General features: G+C 48.1%; 17 protein-coding genes. 7 read left to right on the forward strand and 10 right to left on the reverse strand.

Annotation, left to right across the window (positions count from 1 at the left end; all coding sequences use genetic code 11):
* Together LC073_RS00685 and LC073_RS00690 are read right to left on the reverse strand one after the other, a co-directional pair.
* Positions 1-1902 (reverse strand): alpha-amylase family protein, encoded by a 1902-nt coding sequence (locus LC073_RS00685; RefSeq protein ID WP_226642294.1) that lies wholly within the window; start codon positions 1900-1902, stop codon positions 1-3.
* 51 nt (positions 1903-1953) lie between these two features.
* A complete protein-coding gene (locus LC073_RS00690) occupies positions 1954-4395 on the reverse strand; it encodes a TIM-barrel domain-containing protein (RefSeq protein WP_226642296.1) in 2442 nt (813 codons plus the stop codon).
* Positions 4396-4573: 178 nt separating this feature from the next.
* On the opposite strand from LC073_RS00690, the gene LC073_RS00695 reads away from it, so the two are divergent.
* Together LC073_RS00695 and LC073_RS00700 are read left to right on the forward strand one after the other, a co-directional pair.
* A complete protein-coding gene (locus LC073_RS00695) occupies positions 4574-6079 on the forward strand; it encodes an MFS transporter (RefSeq protein WP_226642297.1) in 1506 nt (501 codons plus the stop codon).
* Positions 6080-6234: 155 nt separating this feature from the next.
* On the forward strand, positions 6235-7641 hold the full coding sequence (locus LC073_RS00700) for an alanine/glycine:cation symporter family protein (protein ID WP_226642305.1): 1407 nt from the start codon (positions 6235-6237) through the stop codon (positions 7639-7641).
* 65 nt (positions 7642-7706) lie between these two features.
* Here LC073_RS00700 and LC073_RS00705 read toward each other — a convergent pair whose 3' ends face one another.
* Together LC073_RS00705 and LC073_RS00710 are read right to left on the reverse strand one after the other, a co-directional pair.
* Positions 7707-8153: a L,D-transpeptidase family protein gene (locus tag LC073_RS00705; RefSeq protein ID WP_226642306.1), complete on the reverse strand. Its 447-nt coding sequence runs from the start codon at positions 8151-8153 to the stop codon at positions 7707-7709.
* Positions 8114-8320 carry a hypothetical protein gene (locus tag LC073_RS00710; RefSeq protein ID WP_226642308.1) on the reverse strand — a complete coding sequence of 69 codons (207 nt, stop codon included), beginning with the start codon at positions 8318-8320 and terminating at the stop codon, positions 8114-8116. Before LC073_RS00710 ends, LC073_RS00705 begins: the two co-directional genes overlap by 40 nt.
* A 637-nt stretch (positions 8321-8957) precedes the next feature.
* Between LC073_RS00710 and LC073_RS00715 the strand changes: the two genes are divergently transcribed.
* Positions 8958-9293, forward strand: coding sequence for a gamma-glutamylcyclotransferase family protein (locus LC073_RS00715; RefSeq protein WP_226642310.1), 336 nt, complete (start codon positions 8958-8960; stop codon positions 9291-9293).
* A gap of 136 nt (positions 9294-9429) precedes the next feature.
* Complete coding sequence (locus LC073_RS00720; protein ID WP_226642312.1) at positions 9430-10332, forward strand: hypothetical protein; 903 nt, start codon at positions 9430-9432, stop codon at positions 10330-10332.
* Positions 10333-10488: 156 nt separating this feature from the next.
* On the opposite strand, the gene LC073_RS00725 is transcribed toward LC073_RS00720, so the two are convergent.
* The 3 genes from LC073_RS00725 to LC073_RS00735 all read right to left on the reverse strand — a co-directional run bounded on the left by LC073_RS00725 (position 10489) and on the right by LC073_RS00735 (position 11954).
* Positions 10489-10662: a putative quinol monooxygenase gene (locus LC073_RS00725; protein WP_226642314.1), complete on the reverse strand. Its 174-nt coding sequence runs from the start codon at positions 10660-10662 to the stop codon at positions 10489-10491.
* A gap of 22 nt (positions 10663-10684) precedes the next feature.
* The gene (locus LC073_RS00730; protein WP_226642316.1) at positions 10685-11137 is read right to left on the reverse strand and encodes a DMT family transporter; all 453 of its coding nucleotides are present in this window, start codon (positions 11135-11137) and stop codon (positions 10685-10687) included.
* Between the two features lie 142 nt (positions 11138-11279).
* Positions 11280-11954 (reverse strand): type 1 glutamine amidotransferase domain-containing protein, encoded by a 675-nt coding sequence (locus LC073_RS00735; RefSeq protein WP_226642318.1) that lies wholly within the window; start codon positions 11952-11954, stop codon positions 11280-11282.
* 119 nt (positions 11955-12073) lie between these two features.
* On the opposite strand from LC073_RS00735, the gene LC073_RS00740 reads away from it, so the two are divergent.
* The 3 genes from LC073_RS00740 to LC073_RS00750 all read left to right on the forward strand — a co-directional run bounded on the left by LC073_RS00740 (position 12074) and on the right by LC073_RS00750 (position 14033).
* Positions 12074-12955, forward strand: coding sequence for a LysR family transcriptional regulator (locus LC073_RS00740; protein ID WP_226642320.1), 882 nt, complete (start codon positions 12074-12076; stop codon positions 12953-12955).
* A gap of 2 nt (positions 12956-12957) precedes the next feature.
* Positions 12958-13272, forward strand: a complete 315-nt coding sequence (locus tag LC073_RS00745) for a cupin domain-containing protein (RefSeq protein ID WP_226642323.1) — start codon at positions 12958-12960, stop codon at positions 13270-13272.
* A gap of 293 nt (positions 13273-13565) precedes the next feature.
* Positions 13566-14033 carry a DUF1203 domain-containing protein gene (locus LC073_RS00750; protein WP_226642325.1) on the forward strand — a complete coding sequence of 156 codons (468 nt, stop codon included), beginning with the start codon at positions 13566-13568 and terminating at the stop codon, positions 14031-14033.
* A 146-nt stretch (positions 14034-14179) separates the two neighbouring features.
* On the opposite strand, the gene LC073_RS00755 is transcribed toward LC073_RS00750, so the two are convergent.
* From LC073_RS00755 to LC073_RS00770, 3 genes are all read right to left on the reverse strand, one after another.
* Positions 14180-15058: a polyphosphate kinase 2 family protein gene (locus tag LC073_RS00755; RefSeq protein ID WP_226642327.1), complete on the reverse strand. Its 879-nt coding sequence runs from the start codon at positions 15056-15058 to the stop codon at positions 14180-14182.
* Positions 15059-15107: 49 nt separating this feature from the next.
* The gene (locus LC073_RS00760; protein WP_226642330.1) at positions 15108-17645 is read right to left on the reverse strand and encodes a plasma-membrane proton-efflux P-type ATPase; all 2538 of its coding nucleotides are present in this window, start codon (positions 17643-17645) and stop codon (positions 15108-15110) included.
* 1902 nt (positions 17646-19547) lie between these two features.
* Positions 19548-20282: an MmgE/PrpD family protein gene (locus LC073_RS00770; protein WP_226642332.1), complete on the reverse strand. Its 735-nt coding sequence runs from the start codon at positions 20280-20282 to the stop codon at positions 19548-19550.
* Positions 20283-20285 lie beyond the last annotated feature (3 nt).

Here is a 20285-nt window from a genome sequence, read left to right on the forward strand (position 1 = left end):
TCAATCTTCAAGCTTGAAGATATGGCTTTCAAAGGGGCGAAGATTAAGTGAGATTCGCCCCTGGCCATTTTGGATAACCAGCTGTTGCTTCGCATTGCTGATCTGCCCTTTTAATGCATAGCTGCCGTCTTTCAGTTTCCACTGCTTAAGTAGCTTATTGGGGATCAGTAGTTCGAATTTGCTGTCCTCTCGATCAAAATTTACAACGATCAAGAGTTTTTCCGTTTTATTCCAGCGCGCAAAAGAAAATTGTTTTTCCCCATAGCCACTACCCTGCTTGCGGTTGTAGCTGTGTAAGTCCAGATAGTTGCCAAGCAAGGCTGGGCTCTGTTTGGAGAAGTTGAGCAGGCGTTGGTAGAAGCTGCGCAACTCTTTTTCTTCTTTTGTCAGCTGAGCAGTGTCAAAAGCACCCTCATTGTTCCAGCGGCGCACACTGGGTACTGACCAGTAGTCGAAAATGGTGGTGCGGCTGGCTTTACCGAAGCCGGCATCTTTGTTGGCGGGTTCTCCTAACTCCTGGCCAAAGTAAACCAGGGTAGGGGCTGGTGAGAGTGCGACGGATACCAGCATTGCAGGTTTGCCTGCCTCTGGATTACCAGAAAATTGTGAGCTGGCAATGCGCTGCTCGTCGTGGTTCTCCATAAAGCGCAACATATGAGAGGAAATATCTACCAGGCTTGCCCGCACCTCTGCGATTTTATCTGTGCTGCCCTTGTTCTCCATGACCGCACGAATAGCGTCGTAAGTGCCGACTTTATCGTAGAGGTAATCCATTTTGCCCAGGTGCAGATAGTCCCGGTAGCGCTCTGGAGTATAGATTTCGGCAAGTAACAGTGTATTGGGGTTACGCATTTTAATGGAGGAATTCAGGTAGCTCCAGAATTCTACCGGCACCATACCGGCCATATCATAGCGGAATCCATCCACGCCAAAGTCCAGCCAGTAGTGGGCGATATCGCGGAATTTTTTCCAGGAGTCCGGGACTTTCTTGTCTGCCCAAAACTGGGCGTGGGCTCGGTAGTCGCGCTCGGCATATTCCTTGGGTAGCTCAGAAAAATTCTTGCTGCCATCGGGGCGTACGCCAAAATTAATTTTGACGGTTTCATACCAGTCGTGCATGGAAGGTTGTGCATTGCGCGCGCCATTACCGGTCCATTTGGCTGGACTCTCTATAAACTGCCCATCGACAAGATCATTGGCTTCGTCATTGAGTGGCTTGTAGCCGTCCTCTGCAATGGGCACGCGGAAATCTTCGCCCACCACATAGTAGAAATTGTTGTTGCGGGCGTAGGTGACCTGGGTGTTGTCGCCAGCTCCAAAATCCTGCACGCCTTGGGGTTTATCGAGAGAATGGTAGGCGCGGGCTACATGGTTAGGCACTATATCGATAATCACTTTCAGGCCGGCCGCGTGGCTGCGCTCCACCAGTGCGCGGAATTCCTGTAATCGCTCTGCTGGGTTATTGGTCAGGTCCGGGTTTACGCTGTAGTAATCCTTGATGGCATAGGGAGAGCCGGCGCGGCCTTTGACCACGTCGGGATCATCGTTACTGATACCGTATTCGGTATAGTCGCCAACGAGCGCGTGGTGCAGGGCGCCGGTGTACCAGATATGGGTGGCGCCCAGCGCATGGATTTCACTCAGTGCTTTTGGGGTAAAGTCAGCGAACTTACCCACACCATTCTCTTCGAGTGTGCCCCAGGGTTTGTTGGTACTGTTAGTGTTGCCAAATAAGCGCGGCAGTACTTGGTAGATCACCGCTTTTTTCTCCGCAACTTTTTCAGCGGGCTGTATTTCTCTCGGGTTGCTCTCCTGGCCGCAGCCGGCAGTGCCGAATAAAGCAGCGCCTAGGAGGGAAGCCAAAAGGAGTTTGGCAATTAACAGGGAATGTAACTTCTTCATTGTTTCCTGATGACTTTAATTTTTTTAGTCAGTGCACAGCAGTTTGCTGAATTATGGATTTTTGAGCATTAAATCCAGCGGTTTTTTATGCCAGTCAAATTTAACCAGCAGTTGCTGTTTTCGCTTGTTGTACCAGGCCCCACGGGGTGCCTGAGTAAAGTCTTTTTCACTGTCGAAAATAGGCAGGGATTCGCCGCTAATATCGAGCTGCGCAGGCACTTGTTGCCAGTTGTGAATCTTTAAAGTGACCTTGCGGGATTCCGGCATACTGGTATAACCGTTTCCTTCACGTTTAAAGGCGAAGGCTAAACCCCGCTGTTTAATTTCAGCTGAGAAATATAGTTTCTCGTATTGACCTTTTTCGAAAGCCTGCGCGGTAACACCATCATCTTCATAAACATAGCGCTCGGATTTTGCCGTTGAGGAGTGGGCGTAGTAGTCCAGGGTCAGATTTTTACTGGAGTAATCACGGCTGCTATGGATATCATCAATGGTAGGAATAATGGCGCCGGCCCGCACCAGTACAGGAATGCTTTTCAGATCCACTTCTACCAGGGCTTGATCGCCAGAATATTGTTTATCCGTCCAGTAATCGAACCAGGTGCCGCCGTGCAGTTTAACTGCGACTTCATCCACATTTTCTTCTACTACTGGGGCAACGAGGAAATCCTGGCCCCACAGGTAGGCATCCTTGTAGTCGAGTAGGGATAGGTCACTTTCGTTTTCGAAAAACAGCGGACGCATCAGCGGTATGCCGGTCTGGCTGTTTTCGAAGGCGAGGGTGTAGTTGTAGGGCAGCAGGCGATAGCGCAGTTTTACATATTCGCGCAGGATATCGCGGGTGCGGCGATCGTGGAAAACCGGTTCGGAAGCAATATGCTCCTGGGCGTGAGGGCGGTAAACCGGTTGGAATACGCCGTATTGCAACCAGCGGATATAGAGTTCGCGGTTAAATTCCTCACCGCCGGCAAAGCCGCCCAGGTCTGAATGGGTGTAGCCAAAGCCCAGTAAGCCCATACTCAGAGCCAATTCCACCTGGGGCTGTAAGCCACCCCATTCCCGAGCGACGTCGCCGGTCCAGGGGATCATTCCGTAGCGCTGGGAGCCGGCAAAACCGGCGCGCATCATAATAAAGGGGCGGCGCTCAGGGTGTTTTGCCGTTTGGCGTGCGTGCAGTAATTGCGCCCAGGAGTGACCGAAGGCGTTGTGGATTTCATCGGCCATGCCGATTGCGTGAACGGTATCAGAGGGGTGTACTTCCGGTTCACCCAGATCGCCCCACCAGCCGGCTACGCCCTGTTCCAATAGTCCATCGTAAATATTCCAGAACCAGTCGCGGCCATCTTTGGAGAAGACATCGATCAGGCCGGTATTGCCGAAGTAGAAATCGAAGCGTTTGGGTTCTCCGGCCAGGTTTTTCGCCAGGGCATTATTCGCCACGGCTTCCTGCCAGCGCTCGGAAGTGGAGAGGACAAAAGGCTCGGTCACCAGGATGGTGTTGATACCGCGGGCTTTCAGGTCGTCCATCATCTTTTCTGGTTCGGGAAAGGCTTCCTTGTCCCAGGCCAGGTTGCCCATATGGCCTTTGATATCCGGGCCAAACCAGTAGAGGTCCAACACCAGGGCATCCAGGGGGAAATCTTCTTCGGCAAACTTGTCCACGGTTGCGCGCACTTCGGCTTCGTTGTGATAGCCAAAGCGGGAGGCAAAGTTGCCCAGGGCCCAACGGGGCGGCAGGGGCTGTTTGCCAGTGGTGGACACATAATTTTCCAGCAACTGTGGATAAGTCTCACCGGCTACCACGATATAAGCGGTGCGCCCGGCTACGGCTTCAAACTGCAGGACATCATCTTCACTCGCGCCCAGGTCCAGGGTGCCAGTGGCAGAGTTGTCGAACAGCAGAATGTATTTGTTGCTGGACATTACTGCTGGCAGGGAGAAATACATCTGGTTGGATTCAGTGGTGTAGCCGTAATGGGCGCGGTTATACAAGGGCAGGCGTTGGCCGCGACGGTCCATGCCCATCACGCGCTCTCCGCCGCCCAGCAGTTTTTCCTCTGGCGACAGTGCGAAGCGGAATCCGCGCATAGTCTCAGTGGCAAAGAAACCGCTCTCTTCACTCAGGATGGGCGCTTTACCGCGCAGATATTCGATGCGGAAGGGAGACTTGTGGATAACTGCACTGAGCGAGCCAGTGCTGTAAACCAGCTTGTTCCCTTGTTGTTCCAGTGTCGCCCTGGGTTGGCCTGCAGGATTGGAAGCTAGAGCAAATGAGGGCAATTGCTTCAGGCCTTCGCGGCGGTAGTGTATCGCCAGTGCCGAAGGGCCCACTGGGGTGAGGGTGACTTCGCCATCACTGGTTTGTAGCTTTAGTGAGTCTTTGCTCATGTGGTGGTCGCGGTAGATGCGCGGCTCTAAGGCCAGGGCTTGAACGCAGGCGCAGAGCGCGGCGGTGAGGCCCAGCAGGCGCAGGAGTGGGAATCTTGGGGTCATCGCGCGGACTTCTTAGCTGTGGATTTTGTTTTTGCAGTGGCCCTGCGCGTACGCATGGGCCTGAGTTTATCCTAAAGCGCAGAACCTGGTCCGCATCCTCCCTACAGGGGGAGGATGGAGGTCTGTGGTGGGCATGTCAGAATGGCAACATAAGCATAACGATAGATGCGGTGACCCTATGAGCCAATCAGAGCCCAATCCTATTCAGCAGCCACGTCTGCCTTTCTGGCAGGTATGGAATGTCAGCCTCGGCTTTCTCGGGGTGCAGTTTGGCTTTTCCCTGCAAAATGCCAATGCCAGCCGGATTCTTTCAGACCTGGGAGCGGACCTGCATTCCCTGTCGCTGTTCTGGATAGTAGCGCCGCTCATGGGGCTTATCGTACAGCCTATCGTGGGTTCGGCTTCGGACCGGACCTGGAACCGTTTCGGTCGCCGCAACCCCTATATTTTGTTTGGTGCCATGGCAGCGGCCCTGGGCATGGCGTTTATGCCCAATGCCGGGATTGTGGTGGCGATAGTGGCCCCTATTATTTTCGGTGGCGTTATGCTGGCGCTGATGGATGCGGCCTTTAATGTCACCATGCAACCTTTCCGTGCACTGGTGTCCGATATGGTGCCTTCGGAGCAGCGCACGCTGGGGTACTCGATACAGTCTTTGTTGATTAATATCGGTGCCATCTTCGGCTCAATACTGCCGTTTATTCTGACCAATGTAATCGGCCTGGAAAATACCGCCCGTGCGGGTGAGGTGGCGCCTTCGGTGATTTGGGCTTTCTATATAGGCGCTACGGTATTGTTGGGTAGTGTGCTGTGGACGGTACTGCGTACCAAGGAATATCCACCGGAGCAATACAACGCTTATAAGGGGCTCCACTCTGCAGAGCCTGAACAGGTTGGGCAGTCAAAAGCCTCATTGGCAAAACGATTAGCAGGCTTTTTCCAGCTGCTAATAAATATGCCGCGTACCATGCGCCAGCTGGCCCTGGTGCAATTCTTCTCCTGGTTTGCCCTGTTTATTATGTGGGTTTACACCACACCTGCGATCACTCAACACGTATGGGGGGTGGAGGCCATGTGGTTTGATCCTGCCTATTTGGAAACCGTTGATGATATTCCCGCGCATATCGCCGCAGCCAAAGGCGCTGCCGGTGATTGGGTAGGCATTCTCTTTGCCGCTTACTCTCTGTTTGCAGCACTCTTTTCTATCGTCTTGGCCCGACTGGCCCAGGTGCTGGGGCGCAAGTTGATTTATTCCCTGTCTCTGGCATTGGGTGGGCTGGGCTATATCGGCTTTATATTGTTTCAGGGCGGTGCGCCTACTCAGGTGGATTTACTGATTACCGAAGTGACGGTTCCCAGTGGGGCATTGGGCTTGTTGTTGCCGATGGTGGGGGTAGGTATTGCCTGGGCGGCGATTCTCGCTATGCCTTACGCCATACTTTCTGATGCGTTGCCGGCGGATAAGACCGGTGTTTATATGGGAATCTTTAATTTCACCATTGCCGCCCCCCAAATCGTATCTGCACTAGTGGCAGGGCTTGTTTTGAAATCTGTTTTCGCTAACCAGGCAATCTACATTCTTGTATTGGCTGGAGTGAGTATGCTGTTCGGCGCGGTATCGGTATTTTTTGTACGAGAGAGCGCGCGGTCGGAACCGGTGTTACAGCTTGGCTCCGCGGCTTGAAGAAAAGCGTCTTTCCCCAATAAAAAAGCCCCTATTTCAGGGGCTTTTTTATTAGAAACCGTCTATGAGCTGACTGCAGAGGATGTGTGGAACTTTGACAGCCTGGCGTATGCCTACCTAGACTGGCTGTGTCTTACAGAAAACGACTCTTGCTTATGCCTTTTTTAGATGCGATTGATCGGGCCCTGCAGGCCTTTGCCAGTTTTGTCTGGGGCCCGCCTTTATTAGTGTTACTGGTTGGCGGTGGTTTGGCACTGCTGATTTATTCCCGCGGCCGTCCCTACCGACATCTGGGCCATAGTATTGGATTGCTGAGTGGCCGCTATGATGACCCCAATGATCCAGGCCAGGTAAATCACGGCCAGGCTCTTTCCACCGCACTTTCCGGCACTCTGGGTTTGGGCAACATTGCCGGAGTGGCTATCGCTATCACTGCCGGTGGTCCCGGAGCGATTTTCTGGATGTGGATTACGGCCTTGGTTGGTGTGGCCACCAAATTCTATACCGCGACTCTGGCGGTAATGTTCCGCGGCCGCGATGCCAATGGAGAGCTGCAGGGCGGGCCCATGTATGTGATTCGCGAGGGCCTGGGCAAACACTGGACGCCACTGGCGATGCTGTTTGCTGTGGCAGGGCTGTGCGGAATGTTACCGGTATTTCAATCTAACCAGACTACCCAGTTATTGCGGGAATCTTTCGCCGAGCCAATGGGGTGGGTAGCACCGGGCGGTTCGTTACTATTTGATTTTGCCATTGGTTTATTGATTGCTATCGCCTCTGCCTATGTGATTGCCGGGCGTATCCAGCGCATCGGCAAATTCTCCGCGCGCATAGTGCCGGGCATGGTGCTGTTTTATCTGGTAATGACACTAATCGTGATCGCGAGTTTTTGGGAGCAAGTGCCCGCGGCTTTTGCCCTGATTTTTAGCGATGCATTTAATGGTCAAGCCATTACTGGCGGCGCCCTGGGTACGGTGATTACCATTGGCGTAAGCCGCGGGGCTTTTTCCAATGAAGCGGGAATCGGTACCGAGTCATTGGCCCACGGTGCGGCAAAAACCCGCGAACCGGTGCGCGAAGGCGTGGTGGCTATGCTGGGCCCTATCGTGGATACCCTGTTGATCTGCACCTGTACCGCCCTGGTGATATTACTGACTGGCGCCTGGCAACAGGGAGAGGGTGTGGCTGGTGTGACCCTGACCGCACAGGCATTCTCCCAGGTGTTCGGCCAATTGGGCCCTATTCTATTGCTGTTTATGGTATTCCCATTGGCCTTCAGCACCATCGTTACCTGTTGGTATTACGGTATGAAGTGCTATGTATTTCTTTTTGGAGGCCGCTGGCAGGGGCTTTATACCGGGCTCTATATGGTGTTGATTGTATTGGGTGCAGTGGCTTCTTTGAGCGCGGTCAACAGCATTATTATCGGTATGTACGCGGTAATGGCCATACCCACCATGGTTTCCACGCTATTGCTGGCGAGGCATGTTAACCGCGCCGCCCATGATTACTTCACCCGAATGGAAATGACCCAACGGGATGGTGTGGAAGTTTCCCGATAGTAAGTCTGAAGAAAAGAAAAAGGCGGACTATTAAGTCCGCCTTTTTTATAGCACTCCGATTTTGCCTAAGGCACGACAGATACCCTTGTACCGACTTTGGCGTGACTATAAAAAATCTTCGCCATATTCCAGGGAATACGGATACAACCGTGGGAGGCTGGATATCCGGGTACATAACCCGCATGCATGGTGACGGGTCCATTAATCCGCATCATATAATCCATCGATGCCCCGCGGAATCGAGACCCGGCCGGTTTGCGATGGTGGCGTACATCCACATTACTGCGCACTACATAGCCGCGGGAACTCACATAGTGACCATATAGGTTTGAGCGGTGACTGTATTTCTTTTCTGAAATACGAAAGTTGCCTGTAGGGGTACGATGTCCGGCCATACCTGTAGATACGGGGGACATACCGGCCAATTGTCCTCCTTTATAAAAGTAGGCCATCTGGTCACTGAGGTCGATCACTATGCGTGGTGTACCCTGGATATTTGCTTTAAACCACATATGCCGACCAAACCCTGGCTGGTTCCTTTGGTATCTGCCGTATCTTGAATATCCCCTTTGATTCCTACTGTATCTCGACTGTCCCCTATAATCCCTTCTGTACCTGTAATCCCTGCTATACCTGGAATGCCTGTCATAATGCCCTCCATGTCCTTGATGAGAGACATACCTTGATCCCTGGCGGGTGTAGGGATTGGAATAATCCGCAGCGTAGGCCAGGGGAGCCAATATTGCCGATCCTACAACCATTAGCGCGGCGGCGAATGAAGCGTTTTTACGTAGAGATCCTTGAATTTTTTGTAGAGACGTTTTCCGTCGTGTAGGTATAGTTTGATGGTTTTGCAGCGAAGATCGGTTATGCATTACACACCTCTCTATTGCCAGTGGGCCGTGTAAACAACCATGGATTTAGAGTCAAACCGTTGCCTGCCGGAGGGCAAAATCCATGCGCACCCTATCAGGGGCAAGGCGCTGGTTAGAGATTTCCCCAAAGCAGCTCGCCGTATATTCGGCCTCAACTGCGGGATGGGTTAGCACAGGTTTTCACCAATGCAGGTCCATGGGATGTTAAGGTCGGTCTCTCAGGCCAGTCACATCAAAAAGGAATAAGTGAATCACTGGTTATTAACCTGAAATACAGCGATTTGGTAGGTTTTCGAAATATAGGGAGTAAGAACTTAAATCTACAGCCATCACTTTGGGGCTTCTTTTACTCGATGGTAAGTGGGTAAAATACTCTGCCGATATAGTGGGTGTTTTTTACGGTGCATTTGATAAGTCATTAATAGGGTTAAGGTTTGATCAATGGAACGATTATTTTCCTACGGTACTCTTCAACAGGAGAATGTCCAGCTGGAAACTTTTGGGCGTAAGTTGAGAGGATCTGCAGATGTCTTAATTGGTTATCAACTTTCCGAGATAAGAATCATAGATCCACAAGTTATTCAAACTAGCGGCAAGGAATTTCACCCCATTCTGAAATATACAGGGGATTTCTCGGACGAAGTTAGGGGAACTGTCTTTGAAATTTCTGCCAAGGAACTTGCTCAGTCTGATGCTTATGAAGTGGATGCCTATCAACGGGTTGCCGCCAAGTTGAAATCTGGTACAGAAGCTTGGGTTTATGCCGAAGCTAATTAAAGCACTCTCACTTTAAAGGCGTTAATCCTTTAACAATAGAGAAGGGATAGTTTTCACAGGGAAATGGAGTATAAAAGGTTGAAAGGTTTCTGCGGAACACTCCCCATGATTCTTTGCTTCCGATGAATAAACGGATATGAAACAATATTTTGATAAAGGAAAAAACGGTCTGCTTGACCTTTCTCGTAAACTGCCAGCAGAGATCACCGGTAGCTTAAAAGTTTTTCAAGAGGTAGTTGCTGGCCTGCCGATATTTTCTTCTACTGAGCGCAGTGATAATTTTGTGCAGAGCTACGATGAAAAGCATTACTTTGTAATTCCCTATAAGCTCTCGCAAACTGGCTTTACTCTCCACACAATGCGTTGTTTACCCGATGATGCCCCCGAGGTAAACGATCTACCCAAGCGCCGAGTATTTCACTTTCCTAACTCCCATTATGAAGGTAGCTTACGTAAATTTATGGTGGAGAGCGCCTTAGAGTTATCCCAGGAAAGGGGAAAATCCAATAAAAGTACTCTCGAGAGGCTGGCAGATGATATCGACAAGCTCGACAGAAAACTGACTCTTGGGCTGTTGCTGGTTGGGGGTGTCGCAGCAGTATTTAATCCTTTAATAGGTGCCGGGCTGGCAGCCAAGGCAGTACTGCCCGGTGTGAGTGGTGTGGTCAATAAATTCGGCTTGCGCCCAGTTGGAGAAAAGCTATCGGAACTACAGGGCAATAAAATGCTTCGCCAGGCAGAGGAGGAAGTGGCCAAGCAGTTTTCTGAATCCAATACCCTCAAAGTGATCAATCCGATTCTACAAGAATTGGAATTAGCGCTGAGAACTACCGAAGCACAGCACGACCCATTAACCGATCCAAATTTGGCCGACGGCTCAATCCCTGAGCTGGATAGCGAGCGCTGGCGCGAGTTGACCGCGCGAGCGGTTTATCATGTGTATAAGGATATATATTTGGATAAGAAACAGGCTAACAAGGCCCAGTTGGGGCCGGAGGATTTGCGTTGGTTTGAGGTCTTATTTGCTGGAGTTAAGTAGCCTTGTGTGATTAATATTAATTACTCTTGGCTGTCTATTTGATATCTCAGTAAATTTTTCGATCTTAACTTCTCTTGCTAGGAGAGGATGTAGCTTTACTAGCGAATTTTTCAAATGGGACATTTCCCAGTGTTGTTGCTCGCTTTCTATAGAATCTCATCTTTCAAGTGTAATAAATGTATTTTTTTCCTTCTCAGAAGCAAGTATTTGATAACTCAAGCAGCCGATTTCACTCTCAGAGTTTATCGCCAGGTTGGTTAGAAGTTCTTTGGCTTCTTGCGTATTCCCTGGCTTGACTTTTACTTTGGCCATAACAAATAACTTACTCATTGTCTAAACTCCGGTTTTTCTGTTAAGCATTGCGTTTAATAACTAGAAATACACCTGTAATCATCATCACTAGACCACAAAGTCTTTTGATATCCAAGTTGTTTTGCTGGGCGCCTAGAAGACCAAAATGATCGATAACAGCAATGGCAATTAGCTGCCCAAGAAGTACAAAGGATATAGTATTGCCAATGCCGTATTTGGGAGAAACCCAGGTTACACTAAGAATATAGAAAACAACTAAGATTCCACCAAGGTACAGGTGCCAGGAGATATCCTTGGGGAAGCCGCCAATAGGCAGTCCTTCGGTCTTAATTAAGTACATTGCCGATATAATCAACCCAATAAAAAATAATACCGTGGTGGCAAGCGCGGAGCTACCGAGCTTTACTCCTAAGCCACTATTCAGTGCAGCCATCACTGGAATACCGATACCAGCAATTAGCATTAATAATGGGTAGATAATAGAGTTTGGCACTACTGAAACCTCAAAGAAAAGCTATTGCTCATCTAGTAGGAAAATTTGGTATTAAAAGGTGTTTTTCCGGAAAATATCGACAGCATTTGATAAATACTGGCACAGACCCGATTAGCCTGCGCCAGTAATATTGGTTGAGTGTTTAGTTGGCAAGCTGTTTTGCGATGGCTTGGCCAACAGCATGCGCGCTGGCTGGATTTTGCCCGGTAATCACACGGCCATCTTCAATAACAAATTCCTGCCAGGGCTGTGCTTTATTAAATCGAGCAGACTTTCGGCTAACTGCTTCTTCCAGCAGGAAAGGGATATCTTCAATGGTACCAAAGTCGATCTCTTCCTCTCGGGTAAATGACGTTACAGACTTGCTAGCCAGCAAACTTTCACCACTACTCAGGGTGATGGGCAGAAACCCAGCCGGACCGTGGCAGACCGCAGAAAGAATGCCACCATTTTCATAGATCTCTGCACTCAATTTGGCGAAATCTTCATTACTGGCTAGGTCGGAAAGTAGACCAAACCCGCCTGGGTAGAACACGGCATCGTAATTGGCAGTATTCAGCTGGCTCACCGGAATGGTGTTATTGATACGATTTTGGAAATCTTCATCGGCCAATACTTGGCTGTTTACCTCATCGTCTTCGATATCAGTACCGTAGAGAGGTGCCTTGCCACCTTTAATGGAGGCGATATCGTAGTCAATATCACTTTCTTTGAGTACATGTACGACGTGAGTCAGCTCAGGAGAATAGGTGCCATTAGCCTGGTTAGTTTCCCCAAGGGTTGCATGGTTGGTAACGGGAATAAGTACTTTTTTCATGAATCTGCCCTCTGTGTTAAGCATTCAGTGAGGAGGATTCTATGTTGTCCCTAGGTGGATGATAATAGGGGTTATCTGTGAAATACTTTTGCTGAGTGGCAATAATAGAGTGAGCTGGGATGGATACATTTGACGGTGTAGTCGAATTCGTCGCTGTGGCAGAGAGCCAGGGCTTCTCTGCAGCCGCCAAACAGTTGGGGTGCAGTACCAGCCATGTGAGCCGACAGGTTGCTCGATTGGAGGAGCGCCTGGGGAGTGCTCTGTTGGCTCGAACAACGCGCTTGGTCAGCCTTACTCAGGCAGGTGCTGTTTATTACCAGCGCTGTAAAGAGCTGGTTGTGGGTCTGCAGCAGGCCAATGAACAGGTTGGCCAGCAACAGTATGAGCTGAGTGGCACCTTGAGGGTGAGCTGTGCCGGTATATTCGCCGAGCAGTATGTGGCACCAGCGCTGATGGCTTTCGCTTTACAGCATCCCGACCTGCAGATTGATATCGATTTTAATAGCCGAATGGTTAATTTTGTTGAGGATGGTATCGACTTTGCGATCCGCTATGGCCGCCTGGAGGATTCTGGACTGGTGGCCCGCAAGCTGGCGGGACGCCAGATGATGGCTGTTGCCAGCACGGAATACCTGGATCAATCTGGCAGGCCTACCCATCCACAGGATTTAAAGTCGCATAGTTGTATTGTTGCGAATAATGAGAACTGGATATTTGATATAGAGGGCGTTGAGGAGTCTATTCGTGTTAGTGGCCGTTGGAGAAGTAATAATGCCCACACGGTGGTAAAAGCTTGTGAAAAAGGTTTAGGGATTGCCTATATGCCTAAAAGTAGTTTTAGGCGTTCTATAGAGTCGCAGCTATTAGAGCCAGTTCTAGAGCCTTTTTGGGGGAGCGGAGCGAGCAGTTGGATTGTGTACCAGAACCGTCGCTTTTTACCAATACGAGTGAGAATGGCCATTGATTATCTAATGGATCATTTTTCCAGTTGGCAGGAGTAAATATGATAAATGTTTTTGAGAATTTACCGGAAAACACCGAACTGGAGCACTTCCAGGATATCGTAAAAAGTGACGCTGTACGAATTGAGAGAATCGTTTCTCACGGTCAGTCCTCGCCGGAGGAGGGTTGGTACGACCAGGATGAACATGAGTGGGTGCTTGTATTGAGTGGTTATGGGGTGCTGGAGTTTGACTGTGGGAAATTATGTCAGCTGAAGCCTGGGGATTGCTTTTTGATAGAGGCTGGAAGAAAGCACCGCGTGGTGGAAACCTCGCCTAAGGAAGCAACAGTTTGGTTGGCTGTGTTTTATCGCTAATCAGTCAATAGCAACCCTTATGTGGAGTTCCCAATGTATCTGGAACTCTATCAAACCTCCACATGGGGCAAGGAAAGAATACGTTGGACTTGATGTGTTTAACGGTACGACTGCCCTGTAGGTATAGCGGGGTGTGTGATTGCCCAAAAGAGATATCCAACCGCTTCAACAAATTAGCGTATTATTTATGACTCTATCATTTTTGTCCAAATTTATACTTCCGAAAATGACCGATACTCGTTATGCACTGAAGTTATGATTGTTTCCTCTTGATCAATCAGGTAGCAGTTACCATGGCATTTCAAATACAAGGCATTAACCCGCTAAATTTTTATCATTTATTGATGCTTCCAGATACTCAGTTGAAAGAAAAAAATGCTTGCTGGAAGCGTGTAGATGCGAACCCAGGTTATCCCTGCAGGGTATCCCTTGAGGATGCCAAGGTAGACGAGAGGGTACTCTGCCTACCCTATAGCCATCATAATACTTCATCCTTTTATCGTGCTTCAGGCCCTATATTTATTCGGGAGCATGCCGAGCCTGCTAAGTTAGAGGTTAATGAAGTTCCCCTAATGCTGCGACACAGGCTGCTTTCAATTCGCGCTTATAACTGCGAGGGGGTAATGGAGACTGCTGAGGTTACTCAGGGGGCGGAGCTTGAGGTGGTACTTGAAAAGCAATTTTCCCTAGGGACGGTGGATTATATCCATATTCACAATGCGGTTCCGGGGTGCTTCAATTGTGCCGTCAACCGAGCGTAAAGTGCACTATTGGGAACTGCCAGTTGGGCTTCTGAAAACTCAACTGATCACTGAGATACAGCCCTCACAGTCCGGCGGTTTCACTGATGGTTATTGTTATATCAGAAGTGAAAAAATTATCTAAGATTTGAAATTAGGAGTGGTGGCTAGATCTTCTTATGCTCCTTTGGATCATCTAAGAGTCCCTTCTTTTCCTCTAGGTCATCCAGCTTATGATACTTTCTTTTTATTTCATTGATATCCACGCTGGGCTTGGGAAAATTCATTTTTAGGGCCTCCATCGCATCGGCGACAATGGAGGCAATTGCAAGATTTCTAAACCATTTGTGATTGGCGGGAATAACGAACCAGGGAGCATGAGGTTTACTGCACTTATAGAGAATATCCTCAAAGGCCTGGGTGTAGGCGTCCCAGTAGCTCGCCTCGGTATAATCGCTCTCACTGATTTTCCAGTGTTTACTTGGGTCATCGATACGTTGCTTAAAACGTTTCAGTTGTTCGTCCGCATCGATGTGCAGAAAAAATTTCAGAGTCAGGGTTTTGTTATCAGCCAGTAGCTGTTCGAAGTGGTTAATGTGATCGTAGCGCTTAGACCAGATGCTCTCCGGCACCATATTATGCACCCGTTGAATTAATACATCTTCATAATGGGATCGATTAAAAATAGCCACATGCCCTTGCGCAGGGGTGACTTTATGGCATCGCCATAGGAAATCATGGGCGGCTTCTTCTTTGGATGGTTGCTTGAAGCTAGTCACCGTACAGCCCTGGGGATTCATTGCCCCCAGTACATGATTAATGGTGCCATCTTTGCCGGAGGCATCCCGACCCTGTAGGCAGATCAACAGGGAACGCTTGTGTTCGGCATACATAAGATACTGCTGTGCGCGAATTCTTTCATCCAGCTTATCAATGACCGGCTGGGCCTCTTCGCGATTGTTATAGCAATCCTTGAAGCTGGCATCGATCTTATCTAACTGTACTTTGCTGCCAGGTTTTACCTGGAATGCCTCGAAGCAATTCATAGTTTTATTTCTTCATGATAAGTTTAATGGTTTGTCTCTGCGCAGTGGATTAAATATCCTGCAAGCGCCGATAGAGTAGTTTCTTCACCAGATCCAGAATAAACATCCACAAAATCATATAGAGCCAAACGAGCCCAATAATACGCCAGGGGATAGCAGGTACCAGCCAACCAAATCCACACATTAAGACGGTGAGCGCCTGTGTACCGACAATAGCGATAAATAACTTCATTGCGGGTAGTGGTTTTGTGAAGAAGGCAGAGCGAGATCGCACGACAAAAAGTAGTAAATGACCGCCGGCGACAATTTGTAAAAAAATAATCGTTTGGATCTGAGACTTATCTAGGGATATCCAGGATTGCCATTGGCTGTTTTGTAGCCACTCCATACCAATCAAGAGCAGCCCCATGGTTTGTGCGATAGAAAAAATGCCGATAATGGTCGAACCCAGTAATAAATCACGCATTTCCCAGTGCACCGGCTCCTTTGGTAGCAAAGTATTGTCGTAGGCAATGGTCATAATGGGGATATCGTCGAGTAGAGCTACCAATACGATCATGACCGGAGTGAGGGGAGAAAAACCGAAGAGAATTGTGGCAAATACCACCACCACCATAATATCCAGGGTCATGGAAACCCGGAAAAGCACATAATTAATAATGCGCTCAAAGATCTTGCGCGCTTCGTCAATTGCATCCACTACGGTGGAAAGGCCCGGCGCGGTGAGAATAATTGCCGCTGCGGCGCGGGCCGCATCGGTGGCGCCGCTAACGGCAATACCACAATCGGCCTGTTTCAGGGCAGGCGCATCGTTGACGCCATCGCCAGTCATTGCCACCTGATGCCCTCTTTCTTGCAAGGCTTTTACGATGGCGTATTTGTGTTCGGGGAAAACACGGCCGAAGCCGTCGGCGCGCTCGACACAATCAACCACCTGCTTAGATAGGTGATCCATATTCTCCGAGTCAGTGAAAACATCGGCGGCGGCATAAATATTCTGCCCAATCCCTACTTGAGCAGCGATTTCCTTGCCGATAGCAACATCGTCACCGGTGATCATTTTCACCTGAAGCCCGTGTTCCCTCGCCCGGCTGATGGTTTGTTTGGAATCGTCCCGAGGTGGATCTTCTAAAGACAGGATACCGAGGAAATCCCAGTTTCTTCCATCGATGGAACGCGCCACACCCAGAGAGCGTAAACCCCGCACGGCAAGTTCCTGCACACAGTCAGAGGCTTTCTTTTCATTCTCGCCACTGAGCTTGCACAATTGCATTACCGCTTGAGGCGCACCTTTGCAAAAAAACAGAGATTTTCCACTGTCATCGATTACCTGAGCCTGAGCACGCTTGGTTACTGGGTCGAAAGGAGTGAACTCTTTGAGCTGATAATTATTTAGAGCTTTTTTATCCGTCAGGCTGTCAAAAATTGCTTGGTCGATCGGGTCACTTGAGCCCTTTTCCGAGGCGAGAGCTGCGGCGAGAATTAATTGCTCGGGGCTCTTGGCAGTAAATAATTTGGGGTCGTGCAGACTCAGTTGGTTCTTGGTGAGTGTTCCGGTTTTATCGGAACAGAGAATGTCGACGCCGGCAAGCTCTTCAATAGATTCCAGCCGCGATACTATGGCCTTTTTTCTGGAAAGCGCCAGGGCACCTAGGGCATTGGTGACAGTAATCACCGAGGGCATCGCCACGGGAATCGAGGCAATTAATAGCACTAGGACTGTGCGTAAAATATTAATAATGTCCGACCAGTGCCAGCTGGGGGCCACCACGATATCCCGATAGAGCTGGGTGCCTACCAATAACATGGCCAGTACCAAGCACAGCACAATCAGGAAGTCGCCAATATGAGTAACGGCTTTTTGTGAATGGGAAGCACCCTGACCAGCTCCGGCTACTAGCTTTGCGGTGCGGCCAAAAAAAGTATTACGCCCGGTGCCAATAGTAACGGCGGTCATTTCGCCGCGCTTGGCGATACTACTGGAATAACCGATATCCCCTATTTTTTTGCTGACCGGTAATGACTCACCCGTTAGGGCAGCCTGGTCGATACTGATGGATTTGCCATCGACAAAACGCACATCTGCGGGTACCACTTGGCCGAGTTTGATTCGTACAATATCCCCAGGAACTACATCGGCAGCGTCGATGGTATGAAAACTACCATCGCGCAATACCTCTGCTTGCGGCGCCATACTGGCCTTGAGGGCGGCCAGGGCATTGGAGGCCTTGTGCTCCTGCCAAAATCCCGCCACCGCGTTGTAAAGCAGTAGCGCCATAATAATGGCGAAGTCTGGCCAGTGACCGATCAATGCTGATAGCAGGGCGGCGGCTTCGATCATCCAGGGAATAGGCCCCCAAAAAAAACGCAAAAACTTGAGTATTGCGCTTTGTTCTTTTTCCTGGATGCTATTGGGCCCGTAGTGTTCGAGACGTGTTTTGGCTTCGACCCGGGTTAACCCTTGAGGTGAGGTGTTGAGTGCCTTATAAACTGAGGGTAAATCGGCTTTTTGTAGGTCAAGCTGAGCGCCGTTTAAGTCAGCTTTATTGGCGTTTCCGTTTTCGGATTTTGTCCCGGGTATTGGCACGGATCGACTCCGCCTGCTGATTAAACTTTTAATTTAGCAGCCTAAACTGTTCAGATTGTTGTAATAAATGACTTGCAGAGGAAAATATGAATTAAAAATTCGTCTTTGAACCGGCGAGGAAGTTGGCATAGAGAGATCAAGTGACGTTACAGAGGGATAAAAACTAACTTACAGCCCAGGCAGAGATATTGTCGTTTTTGAAAATTGGTATCCGACGGCTGTTGCTACTTGCTGGAAAAGCTATTTCCTTAATTTTAAATCCGGCATTGCTTGATGCTTCGAAATACACAAGCACCTGCAGCGTGCAGAAGCAGGGCGGTATCACTTAGCTCTACTGCAAACATGAGTAGGATGATATTCTTGGCCCCGATAAATTAATGTGGCAATGAGTAGATTTCTGTAGCGGTACCCAGGTTCAGAGCTACCAGCAACGTATTCTTTTCTTTGCGCCGTATAATTAGAGTTATTGGCAATTCTGTTGTTCATGGGGTTTGATCAAACAGAGACCTGGTTAATGTTTGTTGCTTCCTCTCCATACGTGAATTTTATTCTAATAAAATTAACCAGGCGGCCATATAGTGATGATAAAGTACGAGTATGAAAAAAGAGATAAATGCGCACCCTTTATTTCGAGCTGATTTTAACCTTTGAATATTAATTGTGAAGCAGGATAATCCAGCCTAAATTCCCGCCGAATTAATAAATTTGTTTAATTAGTCAAAGCCTCGTAGTTTTCTCAATCTCTCTTTTGCACACATCGACAACTTGAATAGCATATGCAATAGCCCTTTTTTCAACAGGCAGCCATTTGCGTGTTTTGTCTGGTGCCGTAGTATAGTTTAGAAGTCTATGGCATCGTCTTCTATGGCAAGCTCAGGCGCATTCATACCGTGTTCTTTTAGTTTGCCATTTAAACCTTTCCTGCTCAGCGTCGATTCGCACTTTGCATCCTTAATGGCCAGAAAACGCTGTTCACCGGTGCATTAACGCCGACGATAGCCAGAGCGCAGACCTTGCTATCCTCCGAATGCAGGCCTCAGTATATACCGTCTACTCATATATAAATCCAACAATTCTCATCCTGTCTACGCTTTCGCCACACCTATAATTGGACTCAAATCAGCTTGGCACAGTTCTGATTGAGGAAATCAATAAACATCTCGCCAAGAAAGGTATGGCACTGCGTGAAGGTACCATTGTAGATGCCACTATTATCTCCATTCCAACTTAGACTAAGAATAAAAAGAAAGAGCGCGATCCAGAAATGCATCAAACTAAAAAAGGTAATTAATGATATTTTGGCATGAAGGTGCATACAGTTACAGATGATATCTTCGGATTCATATATAGCCTCGACACAAAAGCCGCAAAGCAGCATGACCTAACTGCAATAGGTAAATTGCTGTATGGTGCTGTATGGTAGAGAAGCGAGTTTGGGTGGATTCTGACTGCACAGGTGCGGAAAAGCATAAAGATCCTAAAATTCTAGGCTTGGAGTGGCATATTTCAGAGATGCAAAATCGCTGGAAGTAGATTCCGGGCCGTGCTGAGTTACGAAAGGTAGATAAAACAAATTCGCAGATTAGGATAAAAGTAGAGCACACCTTCCAATATATAAAAATATCTTATCGTATGGAAAGGTACGTTATGGAAGTTTAGATAAAACACATAACGCTTGTTTTTGCTGTCAGGCTTTACCAATTTATTAATTGGGGGAAATATCTGCAAATCTAGAGTTATTACGCCTGAAATCCTCTAGATGCTGGTTTTAAGTAATGAAAATGGAGGGGCGCGTATAGAAACTTGAGTTTCGATTGAAAAGTAGTCGCTTTATCAGGACGAAGGGTGATGTAGGGCTAAAGGCTTATTTTTCAAGTGGTCCCTATAAGTTTGATATATTATCTATAATACCATTAATTTTGTTAGGTTTTTAATATTTTTAAAATATTTTATTTTTTCACATTCAGAAAATATATTACTGCATATTCTTAGGTTAGGAGTGGGAAAGATGCTGAAAAATTTATTCTTTACCTCTGCAAGCGATAGAGGGTTTTTGGCTGAGCCTTTGAAATCTATCACTTCCTTTTCATAAAAGCTTCCATCATGCAGTGTAACTTTAACGTCAGCACCAAAAGAATTATCCGAATACTCTGGCTTCTGATACAAGTGAATATAATTCATAAGAGATAATATCCTTTCATCGTTAAAAAAAACCTCATCATATTTTGCGGAAATGGGAGATCCGCAAATAAAGGTAAGGGCTACTACATAGTATATAGATAATTGGGCACTTAACGAGTCCGTTATATTTTTATTGGAGCAATGATCGATAGTAAACTTACTGACACCAATCTTTATGTTGTCTATAGAATCAATATTTATGGGGTGTGCAGCGATTAAGTATTCCAGTGCCTCTACAGTCCCGTGTATAGCATTGCAGCAATTATATTTTTTTATTGCTGCATCCATAAGTAAATAGTTTTTCCCAAGATGATTTAAAATGACATTAAAGTTTTTCATCTTGCTGTAATTACATATTCCATGTTTGCCTTCGATGACTGTATAAGGAGCTGTTACACCTATGGATGCATAATACGCAGCTTCAATACCAGCACCAACGGCTACTGAATATAACATCCT

The organism is Microbulbifer variabilis (assembly GCF_020524905.1).
GTDB classification, from domain to species: Bacteria; Pseudomonadota; Gammaproteobacteria; order Pseudomonadales; family Cellvibrionaceae; genus Microbulbifer; species Microbulbifer variabilis_A.